This is a genomic window from Neobacillus rhizophilus (assembly GCF_018343535.1).
GTDB classification, from domain to species: domain Bacteria; phylum Bacillota; class Bacilli; order Bacillales; family Cytobacillaceae; genus Neobacillus; species Neobacillus rhizophilus.
Genome location: NZ_JAGYPF010000002.1, coordinates 1043360 through 1063652, shown reverse-complemented (window position 1 = coordinate 1063652; position 20293 = coordinate 1043360). Strand labels below are relative to the sequence as shown.

The 20293-nt window shown below is 42.7% G+C and carries 20 protein-coding genes, 1 pseudogene and 2 riboswitches; of the genes and pseudogenes, 2 read left to right on the top strand and 19 right to left on the bottom strand.

Annotated elements, in window-relative coordinates; translation table 11 throughout:
- Window positions 1-14: 14 nt before the first annotated feature.
- The 6 genes from sufC to KHA99_RS12850 form a co-directional block, all read right to left on the bottom strand.
- On the bottom strand, window positions 15-800 hold the full coding sequence (sufC, locus tag KHA99_RS12875) for a Fe-S cluster assembly ATPase SufC (RefSeq protein ID WP_213117833.1): 786 nt from the start codon (window positions 798-800) through the stop codon (window positions 15-17).
- A gap of 373 nt (window positions 801-1173) precedes the next feature.
- Window positions 1174-2004 carry a MetQ/NlpA family ABC transporter substrate-binding protein gene (locus tag KHA99_RS12870; RefSeq protein ID WP_213117832.1) on the bottom strand — a complete coding sequence of 277 codons (831 nt, stop codon included), beginning with the start codon at window positions 2002-2004 and terminating at the stop codon, window positions 1174-1176.
- Window positions 2005-2019: 15 nt separating this feature from the next.
- A complete protein-coding gene (locus KHA99_RS12865; RefSeq protein WP_213117831.1) occupies window positions 2020-2685 on the bottom strand; it encodes a methionine ABC transporter permease in 666 nt (221 codons plus the stop codon).
- Complete coding sequence (locus tag KHA99_RS12860; RefSeq protein ID WP_213117830.1) at window positions 2678-3703, bottom strand: methionine ABC transporter ATP-binding protein; 1026 nt, start codon at window positions 3701-3703, stop codon at window positions 2678-2680. The genes KHA99_RS12865 and KHA99_RS12860 overlap by 8 nt, the downstream gene beginning before the upstream one ends.
- 122 nt (window positions 3704-3825) lie before the next feature.
- A riboswitch (SAM riboswitch) is annotated at window positions 3826-3931 on the bottom strand.
- A gap of 125 nt (window positions 3932-4056) precedes the next feature.
- Window positions 4057-5373 carry an O-acetylhomoserine aminocarboxypropyltransferase/cysteine synthase family protein gene (locus KHA99_RS12855; protein ID WP_213117829.1) on the bottom strand — a complete coding sequence of 439 codons (1317 nt, stop codon included), beginning with the start codon at window positions 5371-5373 and terminating at the stop codon, window positions 4057-4059.
- A gap of 69 nt (window positions 5374-5442) precedes the next feature.
- Window positions 5443-5545: riboswitch (SAM riboswitch) on the bottom strand.
- Between the two features lie 81 nt (window positions 5546-5626).
- On the bottom strand, window positions 5627-5983 hold the full coding sequence (locus KHA99_RS12850; RefSeq protein WP_249366672.1) for an SCP2 sterol-binding domain-containing protein: 357 nt from the start codon (window positions 5981-5983) through the stop codon (window positions 5627-5629).
- A 290-nt stretch (window positions 5984-6273) separates the two neighbouring features.
- On the opposite strand from KHA99_RS12850, the gene KHA99_RS12845 reads away from it, so the two are divergent.
- Window positions 6274-7143: a nuclease-related domain-containing protein gene (locus KHA99_RS12845; RefSeq protein WP_249366608.1), complete on the top strand. Its 870-nt coding sequence runs from the start codon at window positions 6274-6276 to the stop codon at window positions 7141-7143.
- Between the two features lie 791 nt (window positions 7144-7934).
- On the opposite strand, the gene KHA99_RS12840 is transcribed toward KHA99_RS12845, so the two are convergent.
- The 8 genes from KHA99_RS12840 to KHA99_RS12805 all read right to left on the bottom strand — a co-directional run bounded on the left by KHA99_RS12840 (window position 7935) and on the right by KHA99_RS12805 (window position 15628).
- On the bottom strand, window positions 7935-8249 hold the full coding sequence (locus tag KHA99_RS12840; RefSeq protein WP_213117826.1) for a thioredoxin family protein: 315 nt from the start codon (window positions 8247-8249) through the stop codon (window positions 7935-7937).
- An 8-nt stretch (window positions 8250-8257) separates the two neighbouring features.
- The gene (locus KHA99_RS12835) at window positions 8258-8614 is read right to left on the bottom strand and encodes a toprim domain-containing protein (RefSeq protein ID WP_213117825.1); all 357 of its coding nucleotides are present in this window, start codon (window positions 8612-8614) and stop codon (window positions 8258-8260) included.
- Window positions 8615-8759: 145 nt separating this feature from the next.
- Window positions 8760-8999, bottom strand: a complete 240-nt coding sequence (locus tag KHA99_RS12830) for a YusG family protein (protein ID WP_213117824.1) — start codon at window positions 8997-8999, stop codon at window positions 8760-8762.
- A 109-nt stretch (window positions 9000-9108) separates the two neighbouring features.
- Complete coding sequence (gene gcvH / locus KHA99_RS12825; RefSeq protein WP_213117823.1) at window positions 9109-9492, bottom strand: glycine cleavage system protein GcvH; 384 nt, start codon at window positions 9490-9492, stop codon at window positions 9109-9111.
- Window positions 9493-9565: 73 nt separating this feature from the next.
- Window positions 9566-9925, bottom strand: a complete 360-nt coding sequence (locus tag KHA99_RS12820) for an arsenate reductase family protein (RefSeq protein WP_213117822.1) — start codon at window positions 9923-9925, stop codon at window positions 9566-9568.
- A gap of 180 nt (window positions 9926-10105) precedes the next feature.
- Window positions 10106-11887 carry an acyl-CoA dehydrogenase FadE gene (locus KHA99_RS12815; RefSeq protein ID WP_213117821.1) on the bottom strand — a complete coding sequence of 594 codons (1782 nt, stop codon included), beginning with the start codon at window positions 11885-11887 and terminating at the stop codon, window positions 10106-10108.
- A gap of 70 nt (window positions 11888-11957) precedes the next feature.
- Window positions 11958-13133 (bottom strand): acetyl-CoA C-acetyltransferase, encoded by a 1176-nt coding sequence (locus KHA99_RS12810; RefSeq protein ID WP_213117820.1) that lies wholly within the window; start codon window positions 13131-13133, stop codon window positions 11958-11960.
- A gap of 107 nt (window positions 13134-13240) precedes the next feature.
- The gene (locus KHA99_RS12805) at window positions 13241-15628 is read right to left on the bottom strand and encodes a 3-hydroxyacyl-CoA dehydrogenase/enoyl-CoA hydratase family protein (protein ID WP_213117819.1); all 2388 of its coding nucleotides are present in this window, start codon (window positions 15626-15628) and stop codon (window positions 13241-13243) included.
- 220 nt (window positions 15629-15848) lie between these two features.
- Between KHA99_RS12805 and KHA99_RS12800 the strand changes: the two genes are divergently transcribed.
- Window positions 15849-15980, top strand: a complete 132-nt coding sequence (locus KHA99_RS12800) for a YuzL family protein (RefSeq protein WP_213117818.1) — start codon at window positions 15849-15851, stop codon at window positions 15978-15980.
- Between the two features lie 167 nt (window positions 15981-16147).
- Here KHA99_RS12800 and KHA99_RS12795 read toward each other — a convergent pair whose 3' ends face one another.
- From KHA99_RS12795 to KHA99_RS12775, 5 genes and pseudogenes are all read right to left on the bottom strand, one after another.
- A complete protein-coding gene (locus tag KHA99_RS12795; RefSeq protein WP_213117817.1) occupies window positions 16148-16396 on the bottom strand; it encodes a DUF2573 family protein in 249 nt (82 codons plus the stop codon).
- Window positions 16356-17150, bottom strand: coding sequence for an IucA/IucC family C-terminal-domain containing protein (locus KHA99_RS12790; protein WP_213117816.1), 795 nt, complete (start codon window positions 17148-17150; stop codon window positions 16356-16358). Before KHA99_RS12790 ends, KHA99_RS12795 begins: the two co-directional genes overlap by 41 nt.
- Window positions 17143-17964, bottom strand: coding sequence for an ABC transporter ATP-binding protein (locus tag KHA99_RS12785; RefSeq protein WP_213117815.1), 822 nt, complete (start codon window positions 17962-17964; stop codon window positions 17143-17145). The genes KHA99_RS12790 and KHA99_RS12785 overlap by 8 nt, the downstream gene beginning before the upstream one ends.
- 25 nt (window positions 17965-17989) lie before the next feature.
- A pseudogene (locus KHA99_RS12780) lies at window positions 17990-19050 on the bottom strand (FecCD family ABC transporter permease).
- A complete protein-coding gene (locus KHA99_RS12775) occupies window positions 19047-20051 on the bottom strand; it encodes a FecCD family ABC transporter permease (RefSeq protein WP_213117814.1) in 1005 nt (334 codons plus the stop codon). Before KHA99_RS12775 ends, KHA99_RS12780 begins: the two are co-directional and overlap by 4 nt.
- Between the last annotated feature and the right edge of the window lie 242 nt (window positions 20052-20293).

Below are 20293 nucleotides of genomic sequence, written 5' to 3'. Positions count from 1 at the left end.
CCTAACAAAAGCTTTTAAGCTTCTTGCTCAACTGTTTCATCTTCAATACCAAGCTCTTGCTTGATCCAGTCATATCCTTCTGCTTCTAAGCGCTGTGCAAGCTCTGGCCCGCCGGATTTTACCACACGGCCTTGCATCATTACGTGCACATGGTCAGGAGTGATATAGTTTAACAGACGTTGATAGTGAGTAATAATTAAGCAACCGAAATCCTCACCGCGCATTTCGTTAACACCTTTCGATACTACCTTTAAGGCATCAATATCAAGACCGGAGTCGATTTCGTCGAGAATCGCAATTTTCGGTTCCAACATCATTAATTGCAGGATTTCATTACGTTTTTTCTCACCGCCGGAGAAGCCTTCATTTAGGTAACGCTGCGCCATATCTAGATCCATTTCAAGGTATTCCATTTGCTTATCCATTTTACGAATGAATTTCATTAAAGAAATTTCGTTGCCTTCGCCAAGACGGCTGTTGATAGCTGAACGCAAAAAGTCAGCATTCGTTACACCGTTAATTTCGCTTGGGTATTGCATGGCTAAAAATAGTCCAGCACGAGCGCGCTCATCTACTTCCATTTCTAAAACATCTTGCCCATCAAGCGTAATGCTGCCGCTTGTTACTTCATATTTAGGGTGACCCATGATAGCAGAAGATAATGTAGATTTACCAGTTCCGTTAGGACCCATAATGGCGTGAATTTCGCCGCCTTTTATTTCAAGGTTGACACCCTTTAAAATTTCTTTCCCATCAATTGCTACATGCAGATCTTTGATTGTTAAAGTTGATCCAGCCATATTCATACCTCCGAAAATGTATTGTATCTTTGCAGATAGATTTTTTAAGATCTTCCGCATTCATTCTCACTTTATTCTCATTACAATCTTATAACAAATGAAATTTGTTAGCAACTTTTTAATAGTAATAACTAGCATGTATTTTCACTAAGAACATGCTAAATGAGAATAGCAGGAAGTTTTTAAAGTAATTGCAGATAAAGACTTTTTATGTAATACAAGCCCGAATAAAATGATACCTTATTTTTTGCTAAAATGCCATCGGTGGTTATGGCATCTATTTTTTACTGAATAATGGGCTTTCATGTAATGAATACAGAAAAGCCAGTGAATCCTCACTGACTTTCCTTCAATATTCCTACTTATTTAATAATTACTCAGTTGCTGCGATAACAGCACCCTTGTATTTATCCTTAATAAAATCTTGAATTTCTTTCGATTGAAGAACCTCTACAAGTGTTTTGATTTCCTTACGGTCTTTATCCTCTGAACGAACTACTACAAGGTTTGCTGGAACCACGTCACTACCTTCAAAGGCAATACCATATTTTCCAATATCAATGCCGCCTTCTAATGCATAGTTGGTATTAATGGCAACCGCATCACCCTCACCGTTTTCGAAGGAAGATGCTAGTAATTTTGCTTCAATTAATTTAGGGAACTTCAGGTTCTTTGGATTTTCAACGATATCGTCTATTCTTGCGTTTGCACCCACGCCTTCTTTAAGCTTGATTAGTCCAGCCTTTTCAAAAATAGGCAGGATACGGCCGTGGTCACTTAAAGAATCGCTCATAATAATGGTTGCACCATTTGGAAGATCTTTTAGACTTTTATACTTTTTTGAGTAAATGCCGATTGGTTCTTTATGAACCCCACCCACACTGACAAAATCAAAATCTTTATTTTCTTTCATCTGCAGATCTAAATACCCAGGTGTTTGGAAATAGTTTGCATCTAATTCTTTATCCTTTAATGCTACGTTTGGCAGAATATAGTCTTGGAAAACTTGAATTTCCAAATCAACACCTTTTTTCTTCAATATTGGTTTTGCTGCTTCAAGTACTTCTGCGTGTGGTACAGCAGTTGCACCAACAACTAATTTTTTGTTCCCATCTTTATCTGCTGAATCATTTTTTGCACCGCCGCAGGCCGCTAAGGCAAATACGGTAAACGCAATGAAAATCAAACCCAGAACTTTTTTCATTCTTTTCTCCTCCTGTTATCGTTTATCTGTTTTCTTTGTGAAATAATCTCCAATAAATTGGATAATAAAAACTAAGATTAAAATAGCAATCGTTGCCACTAATGTAACCATTGGCCTGTTGCGTTGAAAGCCTTCTAGATAGGCAAAATGGCCAAGTCCACCGGCTCCAATGACCCCAGCCATTGCAGTAAAGCCAACAAGTGAAATCGTGGTAACGGTAATCCCGGAAATTAATGCTGGCAAGGATTCAGGTATTAATACCTTAAAAATAATATGTCCATGTGTGGCACCCATTGATTGTGATGCTTCAATCACCCCTTTATCAATCTCCCTAAGGGCGATTTCCACCATACGCGCATAAAACGGAGCTGCTCCAATAATCAGTGCCGGCAGTGCAGCATTGGCACCGAGCATTGTCCCAACGAGAATTTTAGTAAAAGGGATTAATAAAACAATTAAGATAATAAAGGGAATGGATCTAAAAATATTTACAAAGCCGGCAGTAATAATGTTTACCCCACGATTTTCCCATATGTTTCCTTTACTCGTTAGAAATAGCAGCAGGCCTAGTAACAAGCCCAAAATAAATGTGGCAAGGACCGAGATAGCGGTCATATAGATCGTTTCACGTGTTGCCAGTAACAGCCCATCCCACTTAACTAATTCCATAAAGTCAGCCATTACTGATCACCTCCACGCCCACTTGCTGCGAGTGAATAAATTCGATGGCTTTCTGAATTTCATTTGCTTGGCCATCTAAATGAATAAATAATGTTCCATAAGACCCGTTTTGCGTATGTGAAATATTCCCTTGCAGAATATTTACTACGACATCAAAATCACGAATAACACGTGTGATTAAAGGCTGTTCTGTTGCTTCCCCAAGAAACGATAGTTGAATGACCTTTCCATGCGGATAGCGCTCAAGCAAATGCTCTGCTGTCTCTTTTGTTTTTTCCGGTTCGGTTACCTGCTGCACGAAACGCTTCGTGATCGGCTGCTGCGGGTTTTTAAATACATCAAGCACCGGCCCAAGCTCCACAATCCGCCCGCTTTCCATGACAGCAACGCGATGACAGATTTTCCGAATGACATGCATTTCATGGGTGATGAGGACGATTGTTAGACCAAATTTTTTATTAATATCAACTAAAAGGTCGAGAATAGAGTCAGTGGTTTGCGGGTCGAGCGCTGATGTTGCCTCGTCACATAACAGCACCTTTGGGTTATTGGCAAGGGCCCGGGCAATCCCGACCCGCTGCTTCTGCCCGCCGCTCAACTGTGAAGGGTAGGCGTCACCTCTGCCCTCAAGGCCAACTAACTTGATCAACTCTTCAACTCGTTTTTTCCTTTCCGGTGCGCTCACACCGGCAATCTCTAATGGAAAAGCGATATTTTCGCTGACTGTTCTTGACCAAAGCAGATTAAAGTGCTGGAAAATCATGCTGATTTCCTGACGGGCCTTTCTGAGCTCTGCACCCTTTATTTTTGAAATCTCCCGGCCAGCCACGTTGACAGTTCCATCCGTAGGCAGCTCAAGGCCATTTAACATGCGGATTAAGGTACTTTTACCAGCCCCGCTATATCCAATCACACCGAAGATTTCTCCCTCTTTTATATCCAAGTTTACTTCATCAACTGCTTTTAACAGTCCCTGCTTGGTAGAGAAAATCTTTCGTACATTTTTAATTGAAATCATTGAATCACCTACTTCTTATCCTTATTTTAGGATTTGATAATTTTCACGAAAGGATTCTATTTTAGTAAAATAAATAGCCTCTCTGCGCAGGCAGAAAGGCATCATCATTAAATGAATCCTTCCTCCCATCTCTCAAAGCCGTAAGCTTTGTGTGAATTGGCACCATTTCAATAAATTGACGGTTGCCGGGCTTCATAGGGCACATCCCTCCACCTCTCTTGATAAGAGCAAAAGCTATCCTATATTTAATTATTCATTCATTAATACTATTATTATGAAAGTAATAGTATCACGGTTAGAAAGTAGTGTCAACGACAAAATTCTACATTTTCAAAAAACTTTTTTAGAAAAATTCAGGCATTTGTTTTTAAAGATGTTAGGCCAGTTGCAGCTTCGATTGCGTCCTCTAAATCTTCCACTAAGTCCTCAACATTTTCAATTCCAATGGAAAGACGGATTAAATCCTCGGAAACGCCTGCTGCCTTTAAGCCTTCCTCATCCAGCTGCTGGTGTGTGGTGCTTGCTGGGTGGATAATTAAGCTCTTGGCATCGCCAACATTGGCCACATGCGCCCATAAGGTGATGGCATCAATTAATTTCGCACCAGTTTCCCTGCCGCCTTTAATGCCAAATACCACCATAGAACCAGCACCCTTAGGCAAATATTTTTGCGCCAATTCATAGTCAGGATGTGATGGATGCCCCGGATAAGAAACCCATTCAACCGCAGAATGATTTTGCAAGTATTCCACTACCTTTTGGGTGTTGGCAACATGCTCTTTCATCCGTACATGAAGCGTTTCTAAACCAAGAACAAACTGGAATGAGCTTTGCGGGCTTAAAGCCGGCCCCATGTCGCGGAGAAGCTGTACGCGTGCTTTAATAATATAAGCTACCGGTCCAAGTGCCTCAGCATAGACCAGGTCATGGTAACTGGCATCTGGCGTTGTAAAACCAGGGAATTTTGGCGAATTCCAATCAAACTTGCCGCCGTCGACAATAATGCCCCCTGTAGTTGTTCCATTTCCTAAAAGCCACTTGGTGGCGGAGTGAACGACGATATCAGCGCCATGCTCAATTGGACGGCACAAGTATGGTGTCGCAAATGTGTTGTCCACGATAAGAGGAACCCCTGCTTCATGAGCAATATTAGCTACCTTTTCAATATCAAGGATTCTTAAGCTTGGGTTGCCTATTGTTTCAGCGAAAACGGCCTTAGTTTTTTCGGTAATGGCGGCACGGAAGTTTTCCGGATTCTCAGGGTCTACAAACTTCACATTAATCCCGTATTTTGGGAGGGTCACTGCAAATAGATTATAGGTTCCGCCGTATAGGTTGGATGCTGCAACAATTTCATCGCCGGCTTCGGCAATGTTTAAGATGGCCAATGTGATGGCTGCCATGCCGCTGGCCACTGCCAGTGCGCCAACGCCGCCTTCTAGAAGCGATACTCTTTCTTCAAAAACGGTAGTGGTTGGATTGTGAATCCGCGTATATATGTACCCAGGCTCTGCTAAGGCGAAAAGGTTGGCGGCATGCTCTGTGCTTTTGAATTGGTAGGCGTTATTTTGATAGATAGGTAGCGCCCGTGCTCCTGTTACAGGGTCTGGTGTGAGGCCACCGTGAACACTTAATGTTTCAAACCTTAACTTCTTTTGTTTTTCTGACATAGTTCTTATTCCCTCCCAATATAAAAATAAAACCCATGCTTCCTATAAGAAGATGGGGGTTCTCCGCTCTTCTTATCTTTCAGAGCCTGTTTGCTCTGCTGGATTTAGCACCGTGTGGTCTACCGGTTGCCGGGCTTCAACGGGCCAGTCCCTCCGCCGCTCTTGATAAGAATGTTTATTTAGTTCTTTGATCGTTGCTTGAATATTCTAAAAAAATAATACCTGAAGTTTAATTCCGAGTCAATACCTTTGATTAAATTATTTCGGCAAGATTTGTCTGAGCTTTAGTTAAATAAAATAGTGATTCCAGTAATAATACTGTCCTTAGTGCGCCTTTTACGTTCAGGACTCCATTCCGTTGCAGTACCCTTAATCTTTCTTTCCCTTCAAGAAGTTGCTTTAGTTCTTGTAGGCCGCCGTGGATTTGGCAAATCGCCTGATCCTGTTGTGATTCATAGAGGGCGAATATTTCCCCGTTTTTAATAACCAGTTGAACCGATTGCTGTTCGGTGGTACTTAGGCTAATCCTAAGTTCTGCGTGCTGAATTAGCGGAAGAATATGTCCTTGGTCTTTAAATGTTTTTAAAAAGCTATTAACCTCTTCTATCATTTTAATCACTCCGAAATCCTCGTCTATACCAATTACTATTCAGCAGTGATTTATTTATTCCTTTATGATTTGCTCGACATTTATCTTCGGACGGATGGGGAAATATTAACATTTCCCGAGAAATATGTCGGACTATGCTGGATGCTGGTAATGTTAACAAAATATTCATACATTCTAATTTGCGTTTCAGTAAGTTGGAGTAAAATTGGATATGGGTATTTTAATTATTTGAGAGGATGTGGACTATGCCTACACCAAAAAAATCGCGCCGAGTAACAAAGGAGTTGCTTATGTTACGGGCATTAAACCCGCGTATGGCACTTACTGATACAGACAGGAAAAAGTATTATGCTCTTGAAAAAGGCTATCAAGGAGAAGTGATGTTTGATGCTTTAACCGAAGGATTGAAGAATAACTGCATCGTTTTAAATGGCTTGCTTTTTAAATTGAAAGAAAAGCACTTTCAAATCGACACTATTATTATTTTTCAAAAAACAATTTACCTAATTGATGTTAAAAATTTTGAAGGAGACTATATTTATAAGTCTGACCCCGACCGTTTTTGTAAAAATGATACCGAAATTGACGACCCTATCCTTCAATTGTTTCGAAGCGAGTCAAAACTGCGGCAGCTTCTCGATGAGTACAGATTTAATTTGCTGGTTGAATCCTACGTGGTTCATATCAACCCCACGTTCACCTTATACAAGGCTCCTCAAAACAATCATGTTATTCTCCCAACACAAATCAATCGCTTCATAAGAAAATTAGAAAATATCCCATCAAACCTGAATGGTGGCCATGAGAGGTTGGCAGACCTGTTAATTTCTTTGGATCAAGGTGATTATCCTAATGCTCCAAAGCCGACTTATTGTTATGAGCAGCTAAGAAAAGGTACTTGTTGTTCGAAGTGCAACTCATTTTCGGTTTCGGTTGGGGAGAGGAAAATGGTTTGTAATTTGTGTGGGTTTGAGGAAAGACTGGAGTCGGTAGTGCTGCGCAGTGTTGGGGAGTTAAGGTTGCTTTTTCCGGAGTTTAAGATTACGACTAATTTGGTGTTTGAGTGGTGTGGGGATGTTTTTTCTAAGAAAATGATTCGAAGGGTTCTTAAGGCAAACTACACACTAGTAGGACATGGGCAATGGTCGTTTTTTGAGTAAATAATTACCTTTTTGAGTATCGGGGGATAATAGGTTTACGGCCAGGGCACCCATTCCCTTTATTGGTTACCTTTCCTCTTGGTTTTGCGGCGGACCTGGCACCCATATCCCCTATTGGTTACCCTTCCTCTTGGTTTTGTGGCGGACCGGGCACCCATTCCTTTCATTGGTTACCTTTACTCTTGGATTTACAGCGGTTCGGGCGCCCATATCCCCTATTGGTTACCCTTCCTCTTGGTTTTGTGGCGGACCGGGCACCCATTCCTTTTATTGGTTACCCTTCCTCTTGGTTTTATAGCGGTTTGGGCACCCATATCCCTTATAGGTTACCCTTTCTCTAGATTTTAAGGCGGACCGGGCACCCATTCCTTTTATTGGTTACCCTTCCTCTTGGTTTTACAGCGGTTTGGGCACCCATATCCCTTATTGGTTACCCTTCCTCTTGTATTTACAGCGGTTTGGGCATCCATATCCCTTATTGGTTACCCTTCCTCTTGGTTTTACGGTGGTTTGGGCACCCATATTCCTTATTGATTACCCTTCCTCTTATTTTTGCAGCGGACCGGGCACCCATATCCTTTTATTGGTTACCCTTCCTCTTGTATTTACAGAGGTTTGGGCACCCATTCCCTTTATTGGTTACCCTTCATCCCGGTTATCCGGCCGTTCAGGCATCCATTCCCTTTATTGGTTACCTTTCCTCTCGGTTTTTCAGCTGGCCGGGCTCTATGACCCTTTAATGCTTATCTCTTTCCTCAAATAAAAAAACAGACGCCTCACCCGGCGTCTGCTCATCCTCTCAAATACCCTTTTATCTTCTCTAACAAGTACGGAACCGAATGAAATGCGTAAAGCGTCTCTGCCACACGCCCGCCTTCAACAAACAACAGGCACGGCACACTCTCAATCGCAAAAGACTCAGCCAGATCAGGGTAGTAATTTAGGTTCATTTTTCCAACACTAAAATCCCCTAGGGCAGCCTCCACAACCATAAGCATTTTTCCGGCCACCTGGCAGGTCCCGCACATGGGTGTATAAAAGTAAACTACACCGCGCTCGCCGCTCTCCCAAAACGCGGAAAATTCATTTCGATTCCACTCTAACATCTGTAACTTCAGCCCATCTCTAAAAACTCTTTATGCACGTCAATGTTTGCCCCAAGCAAAACTGTTGCTAAGTGGTGCTCTGGGGCGGTTGCCACTTCGCGGTACATTCGGTCTATATATAAATGCTCTGCATTTGGAAATTCTCTTTTAAAAAGCTTGCGCAGCTTTTCGCCTGCTGCATCGGCGTCGACAAGAATGTAGACATCTTTGTCCTCAAGAATATCAATCCATTCATCCAACTTTGTGTGACTAATGGTTCCGTTTGTACAAATTATTTCGACGGGCTCTTTTAAAATATTCTTGACTTTGTTTTTGTCCGATTTTCCTTCCACAATAAGAACTTTGTCAACATACGAATCATTCATCATCCATCACCTGATATGAAGTGGTTTACTGTTAACATATTCCGGAATTCCTAATACGTGTACACATCTTTGTATGTCAACTATACCATCATTGTTATTTTTAAAATAGGAATTTGCTTATAAGATGATGAAATTCTTTTATTTCTCAGCACCATCCGCCATCATCACAGTCTGTATACTTAGCATCCCTGCCCTCTGTTGTGGAGACATGCTGATATATCTTTTGGCCTTCGGCTTCAAAATGGTGTTCGAGATTCATTTGAATATTATCTGGAAGTTTACAAATGCCGATTGACTGATTTTCCAAAAATAGCTCTAATTCTCCATTTTTGAGCTTGCCCACGACCCTGTCTGTTACGTCTATCTTATGTTGATTCAATGCCATTTTTTCCACCTGCCATATAATTTTATTTATAGTTTCCCCATTAACGCAGAAGAAAAAGTGGTAATAAAAAGAAAAAGCACCCGCAATAGGCGCTTTTTCGCTCAAAAAATTAATCTGCTTTAATCATTTCCTCGTATTGCTCAGCAGTCATCAGATCATCCAGCTCGCTGCTGTTTGAGACTTCAACCACAATCATCCATGCCTTTTCATAAGGAGATTCGTTCACATATTCAGGGTTATCATTCAAATCTTCGTTAATTTCCACAACCTTGCCGCTTATAGGGGAGTAAAGTTCGGAAACCGTCTTAACAGACTCGACGCTGCCGAATGGTTCGCCGGAATTGATCTCATCGCCGACTTCAGGAAGTTCAACGAAAACGATGTCTCCTAATTCATGCTGTGCAAAGTCGGTGATTCCTACACGCACGCGGCTGCCTTCCGTTTTTACCCATTCATGCTCTTCAGTATAACGCAATTCTTTTGGTGTGCTCATTGTCTAAATCCCTCCATAATTTTTCTAAAAATATCTATCATCGAAATATATCGATTGCCCTTTTAATGACGGACTATTTCGTCCATACTTTCTCAAACTCATCTTCTTTAAAGCCGACAGTGACATGTTCACCGTCTGTTAAAATCGGCCGTTTCAGCAACATGCCGTCAGACGCAAGCAAGTCTAACAGTTCATCTTCGGAAGCGGTCTTTAATTTGTCTTTAACGCCTAATTCACGATATTTCATTCCGCTAGTGTTAAAAAACTTCTTTAATTCCAAGCCGCTTTTTTGATAAAAATCTCGAATTCCCTCACGGGATGGAGGATTTTCCACGATATGTACAGGCTCATAATTAACTTCATGTTGGTCAAGCCACTTTTTTGCGTTTCGACATGTTCCGCACTTCGGATACCAGTAAAAAGTCAAAGACATCCTTTTCACCGCCTTTTACTAAAATTCAGTCATAATTGAATATTACCATAACTATTTTCAAAAGAAAAAATATCCATCCAACAAATTCGACTAATTTCGTGAAAATCCTGCCAAGTTTCGAAAATATTCAAAAATAAAAGGCCCCCACAAGAATGAACAAAGGGAGCCCTGTAAAAGGTATTAAACTAGATAACGTTCAGCTTCGACGATGACATCAGCAGCTTCGCGTTTTTTTGCAATTACGTTGATTGGAGTGTGGCGAGTCAGCTTTCTTAGTGTGGAAAGCATCATGCGCAGCATGTCGCCTTGTTCAACAGCCACAAGTGTTTCTTTCGCAACAGCTTCGATGCGGTTGAACGCTTCTTGGCAGAAGATTTGAGTGTAAAGAAGCTTCTGCTGGTTCTTTTCTGCGTCGTCTTTGGCAATTGCTTTTTCAGTACGCAACACAACAGATTCCATTGAATATACGTCTGAAATGATATCAGCGATATTTGCAAGGATTTCCTGCTCTTTTTCAAGGGCCTTGCCAAATTTTTGAGCTGATAAACCAGCGGCAACTAGCGCAAGTTTCTTAGCTTGCTTTACTAGATATTTTTCCTGTGCTAATGGCTCATCGCCTGGCTCTTCAGGCATTAACATCATTAATTCTTCTTGAAGAGCCATTGCTTTTTGGAATAATGGAAGCTCGCCTTTAATCGCTTTTTTCACAAGAGTACCTGGAACAAGAAGACGGTTGATTTCGTTTGTTCCTTCGAAAATACGCTGGATACGGGCGTCACGGTATGCTCTTTCAATTGGATACTCCTGCATGAAGCCGTAACCGCCATGGATTTGAACGCCTTCGTCAACCACATGGGCAAGTACTTCACTGCCGAAGAATTTGTTTAATGAACACTCTATTGCATATTCAGCGATTGAATCCGCAAGTTTCTTAATATCTTTAGTTTCTTCATCGGAAAGCTTGCCTTGGTTTTCTTCATATAGGCCGATTGTGCGCCATACGGAGCTTTCAGCCGCATAAATTTCAGAAGCCAATGTTCCGAATTTTTCTTTTGTTAAATTAAATTGAGAAATTGGTGTTTTGAATTGCTGACGGCCGTTTGCATATTTTACAGTCATTTCAAATGCTTTCTTGGAACCGCCCACAGCACCGATTGCAAGCTTGTAACGACCGATATTTAAGATGTTGAACGCGATAACGTGGCCTTTGCCGATTTCACCTAATAGGTTTTCAACTGGAACTGGGACATCTTCTAAAATAAGGGTCCGAGTGGATGAGCTCTTGATACCCATTTTCTTTTCTTCAGCGCCGGTAGAAACGCCAGGGAAGCTACGGTCTACGATAAATGCTGAGAACTTTTCACCGTCAATTTTAGCGTATACAACAAATACATCTGCGAAGCCGGCGTTCGTAATCCATTGCTTTTCGCCGTTTAGAATATAGTGAGTGCCTTCTGCATTTAATTTGGCAGTAGTTCTTGCGCCTAGAGCGTCTGAACCTGAACCTGGCTCAGTTAATGCGTAAGCAGCTAGTTTTTCACCAGATGCAAGGGCTGGTAAATAGCGATTCTTTTGGTCTTCGTTACCGAATAAAACGATTGGCAGTGAGCCGATACCTACGTGTGCACCGTGGGAAAGAGCGAAACCGCCTCCGCCGGCCATTTTTTCAGTAATTAGAGATGAAGTGATTTTGTCCAAGCCTAAACCTTCGTACTCTTCAGGTACGTCAGCAGCTAAAAGACCCAGTTCGCCAGCTTCCTTTAAAAGCTTGACTGTGATATCAAATTCATGGTTTTCAAGACGCTCAAGAACAGGATGAACTTCTTTTTCCACAAAGTCTTCAGCTGTCTTGGCTATCATTAAATGTTCTTCAGTAAAATCTTCCGGGGTAAAGATTTGATCATAAGTAAGATCTTCAATTAAAAAGGCTCCGCCTTTAACGATTTTTTTAGTTTCAGTCATCGAAAATTCCTCCTAATTTAAATTGGTAGGGTGGGGGCGACTCGCTCGAGGGCAGGGCCGCCAAAAAAATTTAAAGTAATTCAAATACGCCTGCAGCACCCATTCCGCCGCCGATACACATGGTAACGACACCGAATTGTTCCTGTCTGCGTCTTAGTTCATTGATTAGCGTTAAGGTTAATTTTGCACCTGTACAGCCAAGCGGGTGACCTAATGCAATCGCACCGCCGTTTACATTCACTTTCTCTTCATCAAGGCCAAGCTCACGGATAACCTGAATGGACTGGGAAGCAAATGCTTCGTTTAATTCAAACAGGTTGATATCGGAGACTTCAAGGCCAGCAAGCTTAAGAGCCTTTGGAACGGCAACAACCGGACCGACACCCATGATTTCCGGCGGAACGCCGCCGACAGCGAAGGAGCGGAATCTTGCCAATGGCTTAAGGCCAAGCGCTTCTGCTTTTTCACGATCCATAATCATTACTGCAGCCGCACCATCACTTGTTTGTGATGCGTTACCAGCAGTTACTGAACCTGTTACCGAGAATGCAGGACGAAGCTTTGCCAATGTTTCAAGATTTGTTTCCGGACGAACACCTTCGTCTTGAGAAAACTTGATTGTTTTTTCAACCAGTTTATTGTCTTTGCCGACAGAGCGGAAAGTAACATCAACTGGAACGATTTCATCAACAAATTTGCCTTCCTGGATGGCTTTGAAAGCGCGTTGATGGCTTCTTACTGCAAAAGCGTCCTGCTCTTCACGGGTAATGCCGTATTTTTTCGCTACCTCTTCAGCTGTATGACCCATTCCCATGTAATATTCCGGTGCGCTTTCGACTAGTTTTGCGTTTGGCCGGATCACGTGTCCGCCCATTGGCAGCAAGCTCATTGACTCTACTCCGCCAGCGATGGCTGTGTCGATGTGCCCAAGCATAATGGATTGTGCCGCATACGCAACGGCCTGCAAACCGGATGAACAGAAACGATTGACAGTGATGGCTGGAACCGTGTGCGGAAGTCCTGCCAATGCCCCAATATTTCTTGCCACGTTCATGCCCTGCTCTGCCTCAGGCGTCGCGCAGCCAATCACTAAATCATCGATATTACCGTCATAATTTCCGGCACGCTTTAATGTTTCTTTTACGACTAATGCCCCCAAATCATCAGGACGAACTTGGGCAAGCGTTCCTTTTTTCGATTTGCCGACCGGTGTTCTTGCGCCGGCAACGATTACCGCTTCTCTCATGCAAGTTCCCTCTCTTTCTTCCATTCTTGGAATATACGAATCTATATGTCTGCCAAGGGCGAGGGCCCCTGGCTGTCTCATAATTTTTAATGCTTAGAGCTCGTTTTCTAGTTTCTTAACGGCTTCCCTTTCACAAGCATGTGCTGCATGCGCTTCTGTGTTTTCGGTTCTTTGATTAAGCTTAAGAAAGCTTCTCTTTCAAGGTCTAATAGATATTCCTCGTCGACCTCAGTACCATATGGTACTTTACCGCCGGCAATAACGTAGGCTATTTTCTTCGCAATTTTTAGATCATGCTCGGAAATATAGCCAGATAGCTTCATCGCTTCTGCGCCAAGTAAAAGCGTGGCATAACCAGTTTCACCAACAACTGGAACCTTTTTCTTCACGCGTGCTTTGTAGCCTTTCTCATGCAGTGCAAGAACAGCCTGCTTCGCATCGTATAAGAGATGGTCGCCGTTGACGCTGATGCCGTCGGCTTTGCTTAAGAAGTTATTTTCGCGTGCTTCTTCACCTGAAGTGGAAACCTTCGCAGTGGCAATTGCTTCAAAAACTTTATTGGCAACCTGCTGCAGGTCAAATTGTACGCCGTTTGGAATGTTTTCCAAGTGCTTAATGTAAAGTTCTTTGTTTCCGCCTCCGCCAGGCAGTAGACCGACACCGACTTCAACAAGACCCATATACGTTTCAGCAGAAGCTTGAATATGTGCAGATGGCAAGCAAACCTCAGCACCGCCGCCAAGTGTCATGCCAAATGGTGCTGCGACAACCGGTTTGGCGCTGTATTTTACTTTTAATAATGCTTTGTGAAGCTGACGAACTACCATGTCGAGTTCCCAATAGTTGTCATCCTGGGCTTCCATCAGCATCATCGCCAGGTTTGCACCTACACAGAAGTTCTTGCCTTGGTTACCGATGACAAGGCCCTTGTAGTTTTTCTCCACTTCATCAATAGCAAAGTTGATCATTTGGATTGAGTCCATACCGAGTGCATTGTTTGGTGAATGGAACTCTAAGAGTGCTACACCATCACCGATATCGATTAAGCTTGCACCGCTGTTTTTCTTAATAACGCCTTTTTGCTTCTTAATTTTCTTAAGGTCAATCACCTTTGGATTGAACTCAACAAGCTTGTATTCACCTTTATCGTAGTAGTAAAGCTCGTTGTTTTCTTCTTTATAGAAGGTGGTGAAGCCTTTTTCAAGCATTTCGGTTACCCATGCAGGGATTTCCATGCCTTGTTCCTTCATCTTCGCTACTGATTTTTCAACACCGATTGCATCCCATGCTTCGAACGGTCCGTGCTCCCAGCCAAAGCCCCATTTCATGGCCCGGTCGATGGACACGATATCATCTGCAATTTCTCCTAAAAGCATAGCCGAATAAACTAAGTTTTGAGAGTTGGTATTCCACAAGAATTGTCCTGCACGGTCATTTGCATAAACAAGCGCTTTCAATTTGTTGCCAGTGCCTTTTTCCTGTTTCGCCAACTCCATGGAAGGAGTGGACAGTTTTTTGCGCGGTCCGTATTCAAGTGTATGTGGATCCAATTCAAGAATTTCTTTACCCTGTTTCTTGAAGAAACCTTGCCCAGACTTGCTTCCTAACCAGCCGTTTTCAATCATTTGCTTAAGGAAAGCAGGTACTTCAAAAACTTCCTTCTCATGGCCTTCGACTTTTTCGTACACGTTTCCAGCAACGTGATAGAAAGTATCAAGTCCAACTACATCAAGAGTTCGGAAGGTAGCACTTTTTGCACGACCAATTAGTGGACCCGTGAGGGAATCAACTTCACCGACACTGTACCCGCCCTTTAACATTTCGCGGACAGTTACGAGCAGGCCGTAAGTTCCGATGCGGTTGGCGATAAAGTTTGGTGTATCCTTCGCTACTACAACACCTTTACCTAATACATCCTCGCCAAATGTTTTCATGAATAAAAGCACTTCTGCATCAGTATATTGTGTAGGGATAATCTCTAATAATTTCAGGTAGCGCGGTGGGTTGAAAAAGTGTGTTCCAAGGAAGTGCTTTTGGAAATCCTCTGAACGGCCTTCCACCATCGCTTCAACAGAAATACCGGAAGTATTAGAACTAATGATGCTGCCTGGTTTGCGATATTGGTCAACTTTTTCAAAAACTTGCTTCTTAACATTGAGGTTTTCAACGACTACTTCGATCACCCAGTCTACATCTTTCAGTTTCTCTAGGTCATCCTCCAGGTTACCTGCTTCGATTAGCGCGATATTCTTTTTAGCTGAAAGTGGCGCTGGCTTTTGCTTAAGTAATTTTTGAATGTTTGTGGCTGCGATGCGGTTACGTACCTGTTTATCTTCTAATGTAAGTCCTTTGGCTGCTTCTTCTTTTGTCAGTTCACGTGGCACGATATCCAATAATAGTGTTGGAATACCGATGTTTGCCAGATGTGCCGCAATACCTGATCCCATCACTCCGGATCCTAAAACGGCTGCTTTTTTGATTAATTGGTTCAACATTGTCTCCCCCTTCAAACTTTGAATGAATCCTCATTCATTTTTTGGGTAAAAAAAATTTCAAACACCTGAATGAGTTTTTCTACTAATTACTATAAGATATTTCAAAAAATTGTGCAATCGGTAAACGTGGAAAATTGAAATTTTTTTGAATAATGATTCTTCTTCTCACTTCAATATATATTTTGGGCGCTGGGCATCCTATGTTTTGAGGTGATAAATGATGGCGAAAATGAAAAAAAATCCGTCTAAGGCAGGCGTCAGCGCAGCGAGTGTGCAAGGAAATGCCGGACCAGGCCGCGAAGCAAGCGGAGTGGACAAGCAAAACAGCCAGAATAGTCAATTTAAACGATAATTTTTAAAAGAAGGTGCTCCTGAATTAAACTTGGAGCACCTTCTTTGATGAAATTTGCATTAAAAATGCTCTTTTGGAATTTCTATTGGCGAATTTTTGAGTGCTATTGGCGAATTTGAGCGTTCTATTGGCGAATCACAGACTTCTATTGGCGAATTGCAAAATTACTATTGATTCGATTTCCGATGCTGCTCATTTAAGACTTTAATATCGTTAATAATTTCCTTCATCTCGGCACGCGCCTCCGGATAAAGCGAACTCCAATGGCCAATTAGTGCGGGCATTGACTTGGCAATATGGGAGTACAACGCCCATGCCTTTACTTTTTCCTTTGTTGCTTCATCTGTTTGGCCAACCAACAGCTCACTGTATTTTTCAAGCAAGGCCTCGAATTGCTGAGCAAAATCCTTCTCCATCCTGACACCTCCCATTCCTGGCATTTAGATTGCACGGACAGGTTTTGCAGCGTTTGCTGCTCCCTTCCAGCTTATATGTAAAGCAGCACGTTTTTCTGATCCGCACCTCTTCTGACCATTCTTCCAGATAACTTTTTTCAGCGTAATATTTTTGCAAAGGGTTCTGTTTATAGCGTCCAAACAAAGAACCATTTGCTTCAAAGATTAGAAATGTAAAATCTTCTAAAGCATTCTCATGTTCTGTTAACTCGGATTCGTACACCCAAAATACATACACTGCGATATTTTCCCATAAAATGAATCGCGAAATACCAAATGTCTTTTCAAAGAAAGCTATAATCGGGTAAATATTTTTCGCAAAAAGATCCCTAATTACACGTTTGCGCCATTCGGAACGCGCTGCGGCACCATTCCACTCTTGGACTGTTATATCCTTGAAAGAAAAAGACGGTAGCCAATTACCCTCCCCGGAGGCGGATTCCATTGTCACACCATCCAAAGAAACATTGATTTTCTTACTCCACGCTGTCATTGCATAAAGCGCAATAACCGCCAGAAATGCATACCGTTTGATAAAAATGGAGGCCGCTACTTTTTCCGAGGGGGCGCCGATTCTACTCGATAAATTCGCCATAAATTTTTTCAAAAAGGCTTCATCCAAAACATTAGAAGCCTCAAAAAATCTGTCAAGCTCTTCGTTGAACCTGTATTTACTTAATTCAGTGATTTCCTTCTCCGTAAGTAGTTTATCCATTGACAGCGGCCGCCTTATCTAGAATACATCTTCCCTTGCCATAAGGAATGCAAAGCGGCGTCCCGAACAACGGGTCCATTGTTACTTCGCAGTCCATATCAAATACGTTTTTCACCAGGCTGCAGTTGATCACATGCTCCGGCTTTCCCTGGGCGCAGACATTTTGATTCTTGATGGCGACAATATTATGGGCATAACGGCAGGCAAGATTTAGATCGTGTAGCACCATGACCACCGTCCGTTTTTTCTGTTCATTTAATTCAAAAAGCAAATCAAGAATCTCGATTTGGTGGGTCATATCCAAATACGTTGTCGGCTCATCTAGTAAAATAATTTCCGTATCCTGAGCCAGAGTCATGGCAATCCAAGCCCGCTGTCTTTGGCCGCCGGAAAGGGAATCCACAGGTCTGTCCTTTAAATCCTCTAGCCGTGTTGCTTTAAGAGCATCGTTTACCTTTTTCTCATCCTCTTCCGACCACTGCCGCAGCCAAGTTTGGTGTGGATATCGTCCCTGTTTAACAAGCTGCAGGACAGTTAAGCCTTCAGGTGCAGTCGGTGACTGTGGCAAAATGGCCATTTTTTTTGCAATCTCCTTTGTCGATAATTTGGAGATTGCTTTACCATCAAGAAGAACAGAGCCGCTTTTCGGCTTTAGAAGACGGGCAATTGAACGAAGCAGAGTTGATTTTCCGCATCCATTTGCACCTATAAAGACAGTAATTTCACCCTTTGGAATTTTTAAATCTAATTCCTTTATGATGAGAGTTTCCCCGTAGGATATGGACAACTCCTTTGTTTCAATCGAAATCGTCATATAAAGCCAGCTCCTTCAGCAAGATTTAAATATTTCTAGTTTTAAAAAGTAAGTAAATAAAGTAAGGGGCACCGATTCCTGCTGTAAATACTCCAGCCGGCACCTCCAACGGTGAAAACATCGTCCGGCCAATAAGGTCTGCAAGCATCACAAGGATTCCGCCAAGCAAAGCCGAAACCGGCAGCAACGCACCAAAGGACGACCCGACAAGTCTGCGAGCCATATGCGGTGCCATTAATCCGACAAAGCCAATGCCGCCGGCAAATGCCACGGAACCTCCGATTAGTGCCGTGCTTATCATTAATAATAGAAAGCGATGTTTCTGAACCTTTTCACCCAAGCCAGTCGCTATGTCATCGCCAAGCTCTTGGATATTTAGCGTCCGCGCTGCCACAAAGGCAAGAATCAAAAAAATCACAGCCCACGGGGCAAGAATGGCGACGTTTTTCCAATTGGAGCCATAGACGGTTCCGGTAATCCAAATATTTGCCTGACTCGCCTGATAAATGGGACCCATCACCATCAAGAGGGTTGTTAATGCCTGCATAAGGGTGGAAATTCCGATTCCTTTCCTATTAACACAAGCCTAATCGGTGAAACTCCATTTTTCCAAGCAAGGAAATAAACTAAAAATGCTACAACCCCAGCGCCAATAAAAGCGGCAAGCGGTAACCAGGCAATACTTACTGTCAGCGAATGGTTTTTGTCGCTAAATATCGCTAAAAAGCCGACAACAGCAACTGCCGCCCCGCCGGTAATTCCCAGCACATCAGGAGAGGCCAGCGGATTGCGGATCATCCCTTGCAAAATACCGCCAGCAGTCGCTAAACACATGCCGACAATAAGGGCGACAATAATGCGCGGCAGGCGGAAGGAGGTGATCACCAGCGTCTCCATATCCGGCCCCGAGCCCAATAAAACCTTTAAAACTGTCAGAGGATTAATTTTCATTTCCCCGGATCCCGTACTTAGGACAAAAACCGCAAACGTGATGATCAGCAGGACGGTAAAAATAATCCCAGCTTTTCGGTCCATTAAAACGGAAAAGCTGCCATTTAACAGACGGAAATTTTTATATTTGCTCATCGTGCATTGAACCCCTTTCTTGCAATGAAAATGAAGAACGGAGTTCCAATGATGGCAGTCATCACGCCGACAGGAACCTCTGACGGCATTAACAAATATCTAGCAGCAATATCGGCTGCCAATAATAGGATTGCACCTAAAACCCCGGCCATCGGAATGACCCAGCGATGGTCAATTCCTACAATCGACCTGGTGATATGAGGAACGACAATCCCTACAAAACCGATCGGTCCGGCCACGGCAACCGATCCTCCTGCTAATAAAATGACTAGCACCCCGATGGCAATTTTAATGAACCCTGTATTCAACCCCAGTCCTTTCGCTACATCTTCCCCCATAGCAAGGATATTCATTTTTCCAGAAATCATGAGGGAACCAAGCCAGCCTACTCCTATGTATGGCAAGACTGAAACAAGCGTTTCGAGCTTGCGGCCTGAGACCGAACCAGCGAGCCAAAACAGCACCTGGTCCAAAAGGGCATCGTTCAAAACAAGCAAGCCTTGCGTAAAAGACGAGAACATAGCCGCCATTGCCGCACCCGCTAATGTGAGTTTCATTGGTGTTAAGCCGCCGTGTCCTACGGAGCCAATGACATATACGCTGATAGCCGCGACCGCAGCTCCAAGAAAGGCTAAGGCATTAAATCCCTGAGTACTATCAATAGAGAATAAGGTAATCGCGACGACTACAGCGAACCCTGCCCCCGCATTAATCCCCAAAATCCCTGGTGATGCCAACGGATTTTTCGTTAAGGTTTGCATTAGCACTCCGGCAATGGCGAGGCTTGCTCCGACTACGGAAGCAATCAGTGCCCGCGGCAGCCGGACCATTTGAATGATGATATGCTCATTTGAGCCATTATTGTTTGTAAAAGCGTCAATTGCCATCTGCAAATTCGTGTCTGTATATCCGAAGATGACACTGGCACACATAAGTAACAGCATTAGAATAATAGCCGCCAATAAGCCGGCCAATTTTAAGGAAGAACTTTTTAAAAGCATGTTGAAAAACCTTTCTCTCTTTATCCTTAGTTAAATCCTCTCGCTACTTTAGTCTATCTCTAATTGATAATGATTGTCAATTAAATTGATAATAGTTTTCAATTATGATGCTGCCAGCCTTCATGAAATTGTCATTGATTTTGAAAATCATTTTCAATAAAACTGTTGACAGCTGAACGGCAAGCACTTTATGATTAGGATGTAATTGAAAATGATTATCATTCACATTTGAATAAGGAGGA